At 63.4% G+C, this 13,319-nt stretch carries 21 protein-coding genes; 20 read left to right on the top strand and 1 reads right to left on the bottom strand.

From position 1 onward, the window contains the following. Positions 1-23: 23 nt before the first annotated feature. Complete coding sequence (locus tag VT03_RS25080; RefSeq protein WP_075095538.1) at positions 24-1,193, top strand: M24 family metallopeptidase; 1,170 nt, start codon at positions 24-26, stop codon at positions 1,191-1,193. 373 nt (positions 1,194-1,566) lie between these two features. Here the strand turns inward: VT03_RS25080 and VT03_RS25075 are convergent, their stop codons facing one another. Further along, a complete protein-coding gene (locus VT03_RS25075) occupies positions 1,567-2,355 on the bottom strand; it encodes a class I SAM-dependent methyltransferase (protein WP_231870512.1) in 789 nt (262 codons plus the stop codon). A 165-nt stretch (positions 2,356-2,520) separates the two neighbouring features. On the opposite strand from VT03_RS25075, the gene VT03_RS25070 reads away from it, so the two are divergent. From VT03_RS25070 to rplF, 19 genes are all read left to right on the top strand, one after another. After that, on the top strand, positions 2,521-3,465 hold the full coding sequence (locus tag VT03_RS25070) for a DUF1559 domain-containing protein (RefSeq protein ID WP_075095537.1): 945 nt from the start codon (positions 2,521-2,523) through the stop codon (positions 3,463-3,465). 99 nt (positions 3,466-3,564) lie between these two features. Next, entirely contained in the window at positions 3,565-3,978 is a 414-nt protein-coding gene (locus tag VT03_RS25065) for a hypothetical protein (RefSeq protein ID WP_075095536.1), read from the top strand. A gap of 237 nt (positions 3,979-4,215) precedes the next feature. Beyond that, positions 4,216-4,533, top strand: coding sequence for a 30S ribosomal protein S10 (gene rpsJ / locus VT03_RS25060; protein WP_075095535.1), 318 nt, complete (start codon positions 4,216-4,218; stop codon positions 4,531-4,533). 268 nt (positions 4,534-4,801) lie between these two features. After that, positions 4,802-5,527 carry a 50S ribosomal protein L3 gene (rplC, locus tag VT03_RS25050; RefSeq protein WP_075095533.1) on the top strand — a complete coding sequence of 242 codons (726 nt, stop codon included), beginning with the start codon at positions 4,802-4,804 and terminating at the stop codon, positions 5,525-5,527. 91 nt (positions 5,528-5,618) lie between these two features. Further along, positions 5,619-6,239, top strand: coding sequence for a 50S ribosomal protein L4 (rplD, locus tag VT03_RS25045; protein ID WP_075095532.1), 621 nt, complete (start codon positions 5,619-5,621; stop codon positions 6,237-6,239). Between the two features lie 106 nt (positions 6,240-6,345). Beyond that, positions 6,346-6,654, top strand: a complete 309-nt coding sequence (rplW, locus tag VT03_RS25040; protein WP_197489077.1) for a 50S ribosomal protein L23 — start codon at positions 6,346-6,348, stop codon at positions 6,652-6,654. Positions 6,655-6,738: 84 nt separating this feature from the next. After that, positions 6,739-7,596, top strand: a complete 858-nt coding sequence (gene rplB, locus VT03_RS25035) for a 50S ribosomal protein L2 (protein WP_075095530.1) — start codon at positions 6,739-6,741, stop codon at positions 7,594-7,596. A 71-nt stretch (positions 7,597-7,667) separates the two neighbouring features. Next, the gene (gene rpsS / locus VT03_RS25030; RefSeq protein ID WP_075095529.1) at positions 7,668-7,937 is read left to right on the top strand and encodes a 30S ribosomal protein S19; all 270 of its coding nucleotides are present in this window, start codon (positions 7,668-7,670) and stop codon (positions 7,935-7,937) included. A 69-nt stretch (positions 7,938-8,006) separates the two neighbouring features. Beyond that, positions 8,007-8,357, top strand: a complete 351-nt coding sequence (rplV, locus tag VT03_RS25025; protein ID WP_075097285.1) for a 50S ribosomal protein L22 — start codon at positions 8,007-8,009, stop codon at positions 8,355-8,357. A gap of 76 nt (positions 8,358-8,433) precedes the next feature. Then, the gene (gene rpsC / locus VT03_RS25020; RefSeq protein ID WP_075095528.1) at positions 8,434-9,135 is read left to right on the top strand and encodes a 30S ribosomal protein S3; all 702 of its coding nucleotides are present in this window, start codon (positions 8,434-8,436) and stop codon (positions 9,133-9,135) included. Continuing rightward, the gene (rplP, locus tag VT03_RS25015) at positions 9,074-9,490 is read left to right on the top strand and encodes a 50S ribosomal protein L16 (protein WP_075095527.1); all 417 of its coding nucleotides are present in this window, start codon (positions 9,074-9,076) and stop codon (positions 9,488-9,490) included. The genes rpsC and rplP overlap by 62 nt, the downstream gene beginning before the upstream one ends. Positions 9,491-9,557: 67 nt before the next feature. Then, positions 9,558-9,764, top strand: a complete 207-nt coding sequence (rpmC, locus tag VT03_RS25010; protein ID WP_075095526.1) for a 50S ribosomal protein L29 — start codon at positions 9,558-9,560, stop codon at positions 9,762-9,764. Between the two features lie 96 nt (positions 9,765-9,860). Beyond that, on the top strand, positions 9,861-10,157 hold the full coding sequence (rpsQ, locus tag VT03_RS25005; protein WP_075095525.1) for a 30S ribosomal protein S17: 297 nt from the start codon (positions 9,861-9,863) through the stop codon (positions 10,155-10,157). Between the two features lie 134 nt (positions 10,158-10,291). Next, positions 10,292-10,666: a 50S ribosomal protein L14 gene (rplN, locus tag VT03_RS25000; RefSeq protein WP_075095524.1), complete on the top strand. Its 375-nt coding sequence runs from the start codon at positions 10,292-10,294 to the stop codon at positions 10,664-10,666. Between the two features lie 117 nt (positions 10,667-10,783). After that, positions 10,784-11,140 carry a 50S ribosomal protein L24 gene (rplX, locus tag VT03_RS24995; RefSeq protein WP_075095523.1) on the top strand — a complete coding sequence of 119 codons (357 nt, stop codon included), beginning with the start codon at positions 10,784-10,786 and terminating at the stop codon, positions 11,138-11,140. Positions 11,141-11,228: 88 nt separating this feature from the next. Then, a complete protein-coding gene (gene rplE, locus VT03_RS24990; protein ID WP_075095522.1) occupies positions 11,229-11,786 on the top strand; it encodes a 50S ribosomal protein L5 in 558 nt (185 codons plus the stop codon). 103 nt (positions 11,787-11,889) lie between these two features. Continuing rightward, positions 11,890-12,075, top strand: a complete 186-nt coding sequence (locus VT03_RS24985) for a type Z 30S ribosomal protein S14 (RefSeq protein ID WP_075095521.1) — start codon at positions 11,890-11,892, stop codon at positions 12,073-12,075. Between the two features lie 54 nt (positions 12,076-12,129). Next, positions 12,130-12,531, top strand: coding sequence for a 30S ribosomal protein S8 (rpsH, locus tag VT03_RS24980; RefSeq protein ID WP_075095520.1), 402 nt, complete (start codon positions 12,130-12,132; stop codon positions 12,529-12,531). A 136-nt stretch (positions 12,532-12,667) separates the two neighbouring features. Further along, positions 12,668-13,213, top strand: a complete 546-nt coding sequence (gene rplF / locus VT03_RS24975; protein WP_075095519.1) for a 50S ribosomal protein L6 — start codon at positions 12,668-12,670, stop codon at positions 13,211-13,213. The last annotated feature ends 106 nt before the right edge of the window (positions 13,214-13,319 follow it).

The raw sequence follows: 13,319 nt of genomic DNA, 5'->3' as shown, positions 1-13,319 counted from the left end.
ATCTCACAGGAAAACTCGCGAGCATGGCTTTCGCCGAACTCGAACCTTACTCCCCCCCGTCGTCCGGGGAGATCCCGATTCTCGATGTAGACCGTGCGGCGTCTATCAACCGCAAGCATCAACTGCTGGCGGAATACATTTCTCTCAAGAACGTCGACGGACTGCTCCTCCGCTCTCCAGCCAACTTCGCCTGGTTCACCTGCGGAACGGAAAACACCCGCCCGGGCACGCTGGACCCGGTTGCCGCGCTGTTCATCACCCGCGACGTCCGCGTGATCCTGACGAGCAACGTGGACTCGAGCCACATCTTCGATCATCAGCTCAACGGCCTCGGTTTCCAGGTCAAGGAGCGCCCCTGGCAGGAGATCACCGGGACGCTCTGCAACGACATGTGCCGCGGCCGCAATGTCCTTTACGACACGGGCCCGCAGAGCATCGACGCGGAGCTGCAGGACTTCCGGCGGACGTTGACCGATCTGGAGGCGAACCGGATCCGCGTGCTGGCCCGGGAAGTCACCCATGCTGTCGAGGCGACGGCTCGCAGTTTCAGTCAGGGAGAGAATGAGTCCGAGGTCGCGGGGCACCTGGCCCACCGCCTGTTGCGGCACGGCATCACTCCCTATCGCCTGCAGGTGATGGCGGACTTTCAGGGTCACCGGTATCGCCACTGGGGCTTTGGGACCGACACGGTCAACCGGCACTGCGTGCTCTCGGCGATCGGCCGCCGCAACGGGCTTTATGTCGGGGTCTCCCGCAGTGTCTGTTTCGGTCAGCCCCCCGCATCGATTGTTGAAACCCACAATGCGGCAACGCTGGTGCTGGCGACCGCCATGCACTTCTCGCTCGCGGGCTGGTCGATCGGCGAGACCTGGAAACGGGTCCACCGCATTTATGAGAAGTTCGGCGTGGCGGACGAATGGCGGCTGGCGGATCAGGGGGAGACGCTGGGGTATGACCAGCCGGGGCTGACGGTCCGTCCGGACGAGCCGGCAACCCTGGGCAGTGGCACCGTGGTGCACTGGCATCCCGGGGTTCGTTTTGCGCTGACGGGTGAGACGGTGCTGGTTCAACCGGAGGGTCCGGAGTGGCTCACGATTCCGGATCAATGGCCGATGCTGGGCATCACGGTCAAAGGGGAGAGGCATTCGTTCCCGGATGTTCTTTGCCGCGAGACCGGCACAGGCTGGGAATAGAGGGGCTGCACTTCACCGGGTCCAGGGGCACCCTGGTGGGGGATGCAAGGGGGCAACGCCCTCTTGCCCGCCGGAGGCCTGGCCGTCGAAAGATGCCTGAAGGAGTGAGTGTCCAAGCGCGGACACCGTGCCGTATGCCCCTCACCAACCCGCGGGGATACCAGAGCGAGCGGTGTGATGTGAGGGAGTCCTCAACGCTGGTACCACAAAAGGGACATCCGTTGTTTACCACGGTTCCTCATGGAAGTGCCTCCGGCGGCAAGGGGGCCTGTGTTGTTTTTTGGCCCGCTTGACCCCAGCGGCCGTGGCACGTTGGGTTTCACCTAGCGCAGTCGTGCCGGCACGAAAGCGGTTCGAGCCGACGACCGACCGCTTACTTCCGCTTCAGAACGTAAATCACATCCTGCGTCCAGTCGTCCAGCTTCTGCGGCTTGTCGATATCGCAGTGAAAGTTGTAGGTCTCGACGACCTCAAACTCCGGTACACGCCCCAGCAGATCCCGCATCTCCGACATCGTGTAGGTCCGGTAATGCATCTCGTCATCAATCCGGAACTCCTCCGTCGGACCGACGACGTCAATCGTCATCCCGAGATACTCCATCCGCCCCGGCCGATCGATCTTCTTGGTCCACATGTGGGACGTCACCGAGGTCCCACCCCGCTTCGCGGACCATGACTCCTCGTCGCACAGCTCCCCTCGCTTCGCGAGCAGGTGCAGCCCCAGCAGGTAAATCCCGCCCCGATTCAAGGCCTCCGCCATGCAGCGGAGATGCCCCTCCGCCTGCTCCTCCGTCCCCAGATGACGAAACGTATTGATCAGGTTAAATCCCGCGTCGACCTTCCGTTTCAGCCGAAAAGCGGACATGTCCCCCACCTCGACGGTCTCGGGGAGCCCGTGCCTCCGCAGCCGGCGATTGCAGTAGGCGACCGCCTTGGGATTGAGGTCGTTGCCTGACGCCTCGTACCCGCGTTTGGCAAGCTTCACCAGCAGCCGGCCGGTCCCGCACGCCGGCTCGAACACCCGTTTCACGGTCCGCCGAGAATGCTTCTCCAGAGCCGCCTCGATGAACTTCAGCTCCGTCCCCCAGTCGGCGTTGAACACCATGTCGTAATACTTGGGGAAGTCGTAAATGCTGGCGGCGACGGTTTTCAGCTTGGGCATGACACCGGCGGAGAGGGATGGGGCGGACGGAAAACGAGCGAGCGTAGCAGCGCCGCAGCCTCCTGTCGCCGCTTGACGACCCACACCGCACTAGGCACGATAAATTCGAACTCGACGGCTCAGTCGAGGGGGCGATCAGCCGTTTTTGGCGTCGGAGGGGATGGGATGTTGCGGCGCCGCTCCGGCTTCACACTGATCGAACTGCTCGTCGTCATCGCCATCATCGCCATCCTGGTGGCGCTCCTGCTCCCCGCCGTCCAGCAGGCCCGCGAAGCGGCCCGCGCCACGCGGTGCCGGGCCAATCTCAAGCAGATCGGGATCGCCCTCTACAGCTACCACGAGGTGTTCGGCATCTTTCCGCCGACCTTCAACATGCGGGCCGACTACACGGACAACGCCTACGACTCGCGATCGTGGTGCCAGTTCGCCCTCCCGTATCTCGATCAGGCGGCGATCTACCACAAGATCGACTTCGACAAGCACTTCAACGCGTCCGCCGCCCCGGGCGACCCGGGGGTGCAGCAGAACTACGCCGTCTCGCAGCTCGTCATCCCGGTTTTCCTCTGCCCGTCGGACTCCACGAACAACCAGGGCCGGCTGGACACTCGCGGAGACATGAGGGCCGCCAACACCTACGGCGTGACGAATTACAAGCTCTGCTCCGGCTCGAACTGGGCTTGGGGAACGTTCATCAACTCCTCCCCCCGGGGCCGCTTCGCCAACCACCCCAACGGCCTCGACGCTGCCAACGGGTTCCAGGGGCGGTGCGCCGACGGCCTGATCACCACCCGGGAAGCGCAGATCCGCGACGGGACCAGCAACACGCTCGCGGGGGGCGAGGCGGTGGCCGGACTGTGCACGCGGTCGATGTGGTACTGGTTCAACAGCGTCAACGCGACGGCCGCCATTCCGCTCAATCACTATGTGCTGAACAGCTTTCCGCCGGACGACTGGCCCAACAACTACGCCTTTGCCAGCTACCACGAGGGGGGCGCGAACTTCCTGATGGCCGACGGCGGGATCAAGTTCCTGTCGGAGAACATCGACCTCCAGAGCTACCGGTTCCTGGCAACGATCGACGGCAGCGACCCGGTCCCGGCCATCGAATGACACCCCCGTCGATCCCCGTTGCCTTCCACTTTCACCAGGCGTTCTGAATTTTTCCGCTTCGACTGTCGGGCCAACGTCCTCCCTGAGTCCGACATTCCCATGAGCCCCAGCCTGCACGCCTGTCTACTTCTGGTTCCGCTCCTGGCCGCCGGATGTGGAGGGAAGCCGCGGATCCCGAACCTGAGCCCCGTCCGCGGCGTCGTGACCTACAAGGGGTCGCCGGCCGCGGGCCTGAACGTCAGTTTCGTACCCGCCTCCGGCCCCGCCGCCTTCGCGACGACCGGCTCGGACGGAACATTTGTTCTCAAGACCAACGGACAGTCCGGAGCAGTCGCCGGAAAGCACGCCATCTGCCTCGCCCCTTCCACACCCCCGCCGATGCCCGGAACGCCGGAATCGAAACGTCCCCTCCAACCGATTTTCCCTGCGAAGTACGCCAACTTGAGGACCTCCGGCCTGACCGCCACGGTCCCGACCGACGGCAAACCGGTTGAACTGATTTTGAAAGACTAATCAAATCGCGATGAGGTCGCCGGATCCCCCTTGACGACCGGTCGTGAATCTGTCCGGAAACGACGTAAACCCGCCCCACTCAATTGACACTCCGCGGGCGCATTCTTATCATCCCTCGCTTCCCACCCCGCTCCCGGTGTCTCGAGGGCGGGGTGCTTTCGTCGGAAAGCATTGACGTAAGCAGAGTTGCAACGCGACGTGCGGCAGCTCAGGCACTGAAACAAGAGGTAACGTTCGGTGGCTGGCAACGAGCGAATTCGAATTCGGATGGAAGCCTACGATCACACGGTGCTCGATCAGTCGGCTTCCGACATCGTTGACACGGCCAAGCGGACGGGGGCGGTGGTTCACGGACCGATTCCGCTCCCCACGCGGATCGAGCGTTATACCGTCCTCCGCAGCCCGCACATTGACAAGAAGTCCCGCGAGCAGTTCGAAATCCGGACGCACAAGCGGGTGATCGATATCGTCCAGCCGACCGGCAAGACGATCGACGCTCTCAACAAGCTGTCGCTCCCCGCCGGCGTGGACATCAAGATCAAGGCCACGACTTAGGCCGGCCGGACGGCCCCGGCTGCAGCCAGCCGAGCCAAATGGCAGATGTAGTCGCACAGCAGTGGAACGAATCGGTTAAGCGTACGGATCGAACGAAGAGACGGACGGACGGACAAGCCCATTCTGAAGCCGGTTCGCATCTGGCGAGCCGAGGACACGATTCCCCACGGTCTCGCAGGAGCGGACCGAGTCGCGAAGGATCGTGCAGACCCCGTTAAAGTGAATCCCTCTGGCTTTGTCGCCAGAGATATCGTGCAAGGTCATCGCCATGCCAGTCGGTATTCTCGGACGCAAGATTGGAATGACGCAGGTCTACGACGCGCAGGGGAACATCCACTCCGCCACCGTCGTCGAAGCTGGCCCGTGCACGGTCCTGCAGGTCAAGACGAAGGATCGCGACGGCTACGAAGCGGTTCAGCTCGGATTCGACGACAAGATCAGCGACAAGGACAAGGATCGCCCGGAAGACCAGCGGAAGCGGTCGCGGGCCTCCCGCGCCGAACGCGGCCACGTCGCCGACCTTAAGAGCAAGCGGCAGAAGAAGCTCGCCGAGTCCGGCGTCCCCGCCGTGCCGAAGGCCGGCTGCGAAGCCAAGCGTTTCGTCCGTGAATTCCGCGTCGACGGCGAAACGGTCGAAGTCCAGGTCGGTCACGTCGTCGCGGCGGACAGCTTCGACGGAGTCGCCCGGGTCGACGTCATCGGCACCAGCAAGGGCCGTGGCTTCACCGGGGTTATGAAGCGGCACAACTTCTCCGGTACCTGCGCGAGCCACGGTGTCAAGAAGGCCCACCGCAAGCCCGGAAGCATCGGTAACAACACCTACCCCTCCCGCGTGTGGAAGGGGAAGCGGATGGCCGGTCACTTCGGTAACGAGCGCTGCACCTCGCGGAATCTCCGCGTGCTGCAGATCGACAAGGACAACAACATGATCGTCGTCGAAGGCTCGATCCCGGGCCCGAACGGCGGTTACGTGATGATCCAGCGGGCCAAGTAGGCCTCGAGAACGATTCCGAGCCCTCCCCCCGCCAGCCGCACAAGACATCGCCCCCGGGCCCTGAGCCCTGGACGACCCTCAAGGTGAGATCATGATTTCGGTTCCCGTCGTCGACATGTCTGGCAAGACCGTCGGCAAGTACGAGTTCGATGGAGCAGACCTTGCTGACCGGATCAGCAAGCAGCTGCTGCACGAAGTCGTGATCATGTACGAAGCGAACAAGCGGGCCGGAACGTTCAAGACCAAGACCCGGTCGGAAGTCGCCGGCAGCAAGAAGAAGCTGTTCAAGCAGAAGGGCACCGGTAACGCCCGTGCGGGCGGAAAGCGGTCCCCCACCCGCGTCGGCGGTGGTCACGCCTTCGCCAAGGTCCCCCGGGACTTCGGCTACCGGATGCCGCGGAAATCGCTCCAGATCGCCACCAAGATGGCCCTCCTGAGCAAGTTCCAGGACGGCGAAGCGATCGTCGTCGACAGCATCGCGATCAACGAACCCAAGACCAAGGTCGTCTCGACCCTCCTCAAGGCCCTCGGCGTGCAGGACCAGTCCTGCCTGCTGACGACCAAGGACCACGACGCCACCGTCTGGCGGTGTGCCCGCAACATCGAAAAGCTGTGGGTCTCGCCGTCGAAGGAACTCAACGCGTACGACCTGCTGCACCAGAAGCGGCTGATCGTCACCAAGGACGCCCTGGACGCCCTCCGCGGCAAGTAACGCAGACTATCGCCCCATCCGCAGCCGCGGACGGTATCGGTTTCGTCCGCCATTGCGGACACCAGTGGGTTGCCGCCACGGCCGCAACCGGATGACGAGCCTCAACATGTCCAAGATCGCAAAGCCCGGAATCGTTCTCGAGCCGCACCAGGTGATCCTTCGTCCGCTCGTCACGGAAAAGGGAACGCACCACGCGGAGCGTTACAACGCCTACCAGTTCGAAGTCGCGATGATCGCGACCAAGGACGACATCCGGAAGGCCGTGTCGGAGCTGTGGGGCGTTCGCGTCGCCGCCGTCCGGACGCAGCTCTACAAGGGGAAGCCGCGGCGGTTCAAGACCAAGATGGGTCACACCCGCGACTGGAAGAAGGCGATCGTCAAGCTGCACGATGAAGACCGGATCTCGTTCTTCTAAGTTCACTGCGGTCGATCGAGCCGGCCCCCTCCTCCGGGGTCACTGAAGACAAGACGACAAGACGGAAGACAAGGGAACACTCCCATGGGAATTCGCTTCTACAAACCGACGAGTCCTGGCCGCCGCGGGGCGTCCGTCAGCGACTTCGCGGACCTGACGTGCCGTAAGAAGCAGCCGGAAAAGTCCCTGACGGTCCGCCTCCCGAAGCCCTCGGGTCGCAACCATCACGGTCGGATCACCACCCGTCATCGCGGGGGCGGTCACAAGTACCAGTACCGCATCATCGACTTCAAGCGGGACAAGGACGATATTCCGGCGAAGGTCGCCTTCATCGAATACGATCCGAACCGCACGGCCCGCATCGCCCTGCTCCACTACACGGACGGGGAAAAGCGGTACATCATCGCTCCGCTGGGCCTCAAGGCCGGCGACGTGATTTACAGCGGAACGAAGTATGAGCCCAAGGTCGGCAACTGCATGCCGCTGACTCATATTCCGCCCGGAACGCAGATTTACAACATCGAGCTCCAGCCTGGACGCGGCGGCCAGATGGTCCGCAGTGCCGGCACCCTGGCGGTCCTGAACGCCCGCGACAAGCAGTGGGCCCAGATCACCCTGCCGTCGGGCGAAGTCCGCCGGATTCCGGCGACCTGCCGCGCCACGATCGGCCAGGTCGGTAACCTCGATCATTCGAAGATTGTTCTCGGTAAGGCCGGACGTAAGCGGTGGATGGGAATTCGCCCCACCGTCCGCGGTTCGGCGATGAACCCGATCGCTCACCCGATGGGTGGGGGTGAAGGTCGTCGCTCGGGTGGTCGTCACCCGGTCAGCCCCACCGGAAAGCTGGCGAAGGGTGGAAACACCCGGAAGCGCCGCAAGCCGTCGAGCCGGGCGATCGTTCGTCGCCGCGTCTCCCGCCGGTACGGCCAGAAGAAGATTTGATCGCAACCATTTGAAGTCGTGCCCCGCTCGGGCGGGGTGTCGGGACGAGTCGGAGTCGAAGGACACAGGCCATGGGACGTTCACTCAAGAAGGGTCCGTTTATCGACGAGAAGCTGGCGGCCAAGGTCGCCAAGCTGGAAGCGTCGGGACGCAAGGATCCGATCAAGACCTGGGCTCGTCGGTCCACCATTCCCCCGACGTTCGTGGGCTTCACGTTCCTGGTCCACAACGGCCGGCAGCACATCAACGTGTATGTGACCGAAGACATGGTCGGCCACAAGCTCGGCGAATTCGCTCCGACCCGGACCTTCCGCGGTCACGGAGCCAAGGGCAACAAGTAAGCCCTTCGAACAGATCAAGCGGTCGTGTGACCGCAGTGTGAGAGGCGAATGCCTCTCGAGGATCCAGACATGGCGATCGTCAAAGCCCATCACAAGTACGCCCGCATCTCCGCCCGGAAGGTTCGTCCCTTCGCGGACATGATCCGCGGCCTGACCGTCGAGCAGGCTCGCGAAGCCCTCAAGTACGTTCCGAATCGCGGCGCCCGGTTCCTCGAGAAGGTCCTGAACAGCGCCGCCGCCAACGCGGAAGACCGCGGGGCCCGGAACATCGAGGGGCTGATCGTCGAGGACGCCCAGGTTGACGGCGGCCCGATGTTCAAGCGGATCCGCCCGCGTGCCCGCGGGATGGTCTACACCCTCCGCAAGCGGTTCGCCCACATTCATATCGGCGTCGACGCCCCGGAAGTCGAAGCTAAGTAATCGCATCGCGTTACGGACCGGAAGCTCAACGCGGCTCCGGCCCACAGCCCAAAAGCCCAGATCCAGCAGTCGAAACATGGGACAGAAGACACGACCTACCGGATTTCGCGTCGGCATCGTCGAAGAGCACCGCAGCCGGTGGTTCGCGCCGAAGCGGGAGTTCGGTGCGCTGCTCGTCGAAGACTTCAAGATCCGCCGGTTCATCCGCAAGGAGTACCGGGCGGCCGCCATCGAGAAGGTCGAGATCGAGCGGACCCGCGACCAGGTCATCGTCCTCCTGCACAGTGCCCGTCCCGGGATCATCATCGGGAAGAAGGGTTCGGAGATCGACAAGCTCAAGGCTCGTCTGGAAGACCTGACCGGTCGCCGGATGGAAGTCAAGATCGTCGAAATCAACAACCCGTTCCGCTGCCCGTTCCTCGTCGCCGAAGACATCGCCCAGCAGCTCGCCAAGCGCGGCAGCTTCCGCCGGGCGATCAAGCGGACGCTCGACCAGGTCATGGAAGCGGGTGCGTACGGAGTCAAGATTCAGCTCTCGGGACGTCTCGGGGGCGCGGAAATGTCACGGTGTGAGAAGGCGAGCCGGGGGTCGATCCCCCTCTCCACCCTTCAGCGTCACGTGGCGTATGGATTTACGATCTCCCAGACCGCGATGGGCTCCATCGGCGTGAAGGTGTGGATCGATCTCGGAAATTATTCGGACGAGGAGACCGGCGATGGCGCTAATGCCCAAACGGGTCAAGCATCGAAAAAGCCAAAGAGGTCGCATAAAAGGTAATGCGACCCGTGGCAACACGGTCGTCTTCGGTGAGTTTGGTCTGCAGTCGATCGACGCCGGCCATATCAGCGCCGTTACGATCGAAGCGTGCCGCATCGCCGCGAATCAGTACATTCGCGGTGAGGGGAAGCTGCACATCCGCATTTTCCCGAACAAGCCCGTGACCGCCCGCCCGCTGGAAACCCGAATGGGTACCGGTAAGGGCGAGCCGGATCACTGGGTCGCCGTGGTCAAGCCTGGCCTCGTGCTGTTCGAGATCGCGGGTGGCACCAAGGACCTGGCGCGGGAATGTTTCAACCGGGTGGCCCACAAGCTCCCGCTGAACGTCCGCATGATCGAACGCCGTCCGGGCTGATCCCCGGACGTGGGTGTCCCTGCGAAGCCGCAGACTCCACCTTCCACTTCAGATTTCAGTCTCAACCATGTCCAAAGCCAAAGAACTTCGCGAAATGAGCGTGGAGCAGCTGACCGCCGAAGAAGCGGCGGCCAAGAAGGAGCTGTTCCGCCTGCGGATTCAGGCCTCCACGGAGAAGCTGGATACTCCCAGCAAGCTCCGGGAACTGCGCCGCCAGATCGCCCGCATCAAGACGATCACCCACCAGCGGGCGACCGACGCCGCCAAGAAATAGGCCAAGGACCGCCGGAGCGGCCGGATCCAGGCCGCGTCGAGATCGCCGGCCCGAGACAGCCGGCACAGACAGACAGTTCGGGAACAGGGTTAGACCATGCGACGGCATTTGATTGGATTGGTGAAGAGCGACACGCTGAGCAAGACCCGGCGCGTCGAAGTTCCGCGGACCTACCGGCACCCGAAGTACGGGAAGATTGTCCGGGCCCGGACCGTCTGCCACGTCCACGATGAAAACAACGAGTCGCACGTCGGCGACACGGTCGAGATCGAAGAATCCCGCCCGCTGTCGAAGCTGAAGCGGTGGAACCTCGTCCGCATCGTCCAGAAGGCGAGCGCGGCGGTTGGCGTCACCACGGTCGACCCGGCCTCGTCCGAAGCCGCCGCCACCTGAACCGGCTGAGCCCAGAGACGGAACGAGCGATCGCTCGACTCCCCTTCCCCAGACAGACCGTCGCCGACTGACGAGGCGACCGACCAGACTGCCGGCGTGATGCCGGCAGCGATATTTCCAAGAGAGGTCGAACCATGATTCACATGCAGACCATGGTCGATATTGCAGACAACACCGGCGCCAAGAGCGCGCGGTGCATCCGCGTGATGGGTGGCACGGGCCGCCGCAGCGCCGGCCTGGGCGACATCGTGATGGTCGCCATCCAGAAGTCGATCGCCGGGGCCGCCGAACCGGTCAAGAAGGGGAAGGTCGCCCGGGCGGTCATCGTCCGGACCAAGAAGGCCTACCGCCGGGCTGACGGCAGCTACGTCCGCTTCGACAAGAACGCGGTCGTCCTGATCGACGCCGACGGCAATCCCCGCGGCACGCGTATCTTCGGCGCCGTCGCCAAGGAACTCCGCGATCGGAAGTTCATGAAGATCATCAGTCTCGCGGCCGAAGTCGTCTGAGACACCCGCCGCACCTTTGCCCTCGCCCTTGAATGGCCCGTGAGAGTGGCCCTGCAAGTCCAGGCACGATAGACTGCGGGATTCCACCGCAGTTCCGCCTACCGTAAAGCCTTAGCCATGAAGATCAAAAAAGGGGACATGGTCCTCCTGACCGCCGGCGATGAAGCGACCGCGACGCCGCGCAAGGTGACGGAAGTCGTCGATGGGGGCGAGCGTGTTGTCCTCGAAGGGGTCAACCTCGTCTACAAGCACGTCAAGAAGGGCCACCCCAAGAGCCCGCAGGGGGGCCGCCTCCGCCTGGAGAAGTCGGTCAGCGCCTCGAACGTCGCCTATTACTGCGACTCCTGCAAGAAGGGGGTTCGCCTCGGATACCGCTTCCAGCCGGACGGCTCGAAGGAGCGGTATTGCAAAAAGTGCGGCACGTCCGCCGGCCAGGTGAGCCCGGCCCGCGCACGCTATGCGAAGACGAAGTAACTGATTACACTGTTTGGCCCAAACATTCGCTGCGGTGTGAACGGTCCGCTTCGTTGACCGCTCCGCCCCGGCAGGAAAGAGACAAGAGATGGCCGCCCGGCTGCAAGACCATTATCGGAAGGAACTCGCGAAGGAACTTGGGGAAAAGCTGAACACCAAGAATCCGCACGCGATTCCGCAGATCACCAAGATCGTTGTCAGCATGGGCGTGGGGAAGGCTGTCCAGGATCAGAAGATCCTCGAAGAAGTCTCCGAACACCTCAGCCAGCTCACCGGCCAGCGGGCGGCGATTACCCGGGCCCGGAAGTCTGTTTCGCAGTTCAAGCTGCGTGAAGGCCTCGCCATCGGCTGCCGCGTGACGCTTCGCGGCCAGCGGATGTACGAGTTCCTCGACCGCCTCATCACCCTCGCTCTCCCCCGCGTCCGCGACTTCCGGGGCGTCAACCCGAAGGCCTTCGACGGCCGCGGGAATTACAGCCTGGGCCTCGGCGAGCAGACCGTCTTCCCGGAAATCCAGGCGGACAAGATCAAGACGACGCAGGGGATGAACATCGCCATCTGCACGTCGGCCGGGAACGATGAAGGGGGCAAGGCCCTCCTCGACGCGTTCAAGTTTCCGTTCCGCAAGGACGGCGCGGCCAAGTAGTTTTCGTTCAACACGTTAGACCTCGTCCAGGGACTCCAGACGAGACGCCGGGGTGGAAATCCCGGCCTCCAGTCCCTCGACCCTAGACCCCTAAGGGACTGGCATGGCCAGCAAAGCCAAGATCGCCAAGGCGAACCGCAAGCCCAAGTTCAGCAGCCGGAAGGAAAACCGGTGTCAGCTGTGCGGCCGCCCGAGCGCCGTGTACCGCAAGTTCACGGTCTGCCGCATCTGTTTCCGGAACCTGGCCCTCGACGGCCTGATCCCGGGTGTCCGCAAGGCGAGCTGGTAGTCCCGGGCAGCGGGTTTTGACCTGGCTGCAGGATTTGAAGAGAGCACTCAAGCTATGATGACCGACCCGATCGCCGACATGCTGACCCGGATGCGCAACGCGATCCAGATCGAGCGTCCATTCGTCGACATGCCCTCCTCCAAGGAGAAGGTCGCCGTCGCCGCCGCGCTCCAGCGTGAAGGTTACATCTGGGACTCCGAAGTCCTGGAGACCGAAGGACAGCCCGGCAAGACCCTGCGGGTCAACCTGAAGTACGGCCAGAACGGCGAGCCGCTGATTCAGATGATCAAGCGGGTCAGCAAGCCCGGCCTGCGGATTTACCAGGGAGTCGCCGAGCTCAAGGGAGTTCGCCAGGGTCTCGGAATCCGGATCCTGTCGACGAACGCCGGCGTGCTGAGCGACCGCGAAGCCAAGGCCAAGAACGTTGGCGGCGAAGTCCTCTGCGAACTGTACTAGTTGATTCGGCCGCTGCGGCGGCCTGTTCGGATTTGAGCCGCCTCGGAGCGGCTCCTCCAGCGAGATCGCTCGCTGACCTCCTGCTGGCGGGCAAACTCGCCAGTCCGTTTGAGTCCAAACCACAGCGGCGTGAGCCATGTCGAGAATCGGAAAGAAGCCTGTCCCCGTCGCCGCCGGCCTGGATATCGCAGTCCAGTCGGGGACGCTGAAGGTCAAGGGCCCCAAGGGGGAGCTGTCGCTCCGCTGGCATCCGGCCATGGCCGTCAAGTGGAACAGCGACGCCCGTGAGATCGTCGTCGAGCGTCCGGATGACGCCCGCCAGAACCGCGCTCTTCACGGCCTGACCCGCGCCATGATCGCCAACATGGTTGAAGGGGTTCAGAAGCCGTACGAGAAGAAGCTCGAAATCGTCGGCGTCGGTTACCAGGCGGTCCTCAAGGGGAAGAAGCTGGCCCTGACCGTCGGTTTCGCCAACGTCATCGAACTGCCGATTCCGGCCGGGATCACCTGCACCGTCCCGACCCCGACCTCGGTCGTCGTGACCGGCATCGACAAGGGAGTCGTCGGCCAGTTCGCCGCCAACATCCGCCGCGTCCGTCCCCCCGAGCCGTACAAGGGCAAGGGAATCCGATACTCGGGCGAACAGGTTCGCCGCAAGGCTGGTAAGGCTGTGATGAAGTAGGCCTCACTTTAAGTGGGTCCCTTCGGACGCGGTGAATGGAAGCCGGGTTGCTAATGGCAGACCGGGCAGAACAGAGCACAAGAGACAGACAGCGGCCCTGCACAAT

Origin of the sequence: Planctomyces sp. SH-PL14, from assembly GCF_001610835.1 — a bacterium.
Classification (GTDB): domain Bacteria; phylum Planctomycetota; class Planctomycetia; order Planctomycetales; family Planctomycetaceae; genus Planctomyces_A.
The sequence above is the reverse complement of the archived record's forward strand: the minus strand, read 5'-3'. Positions and strand labels throughout refer to the sequence as shown.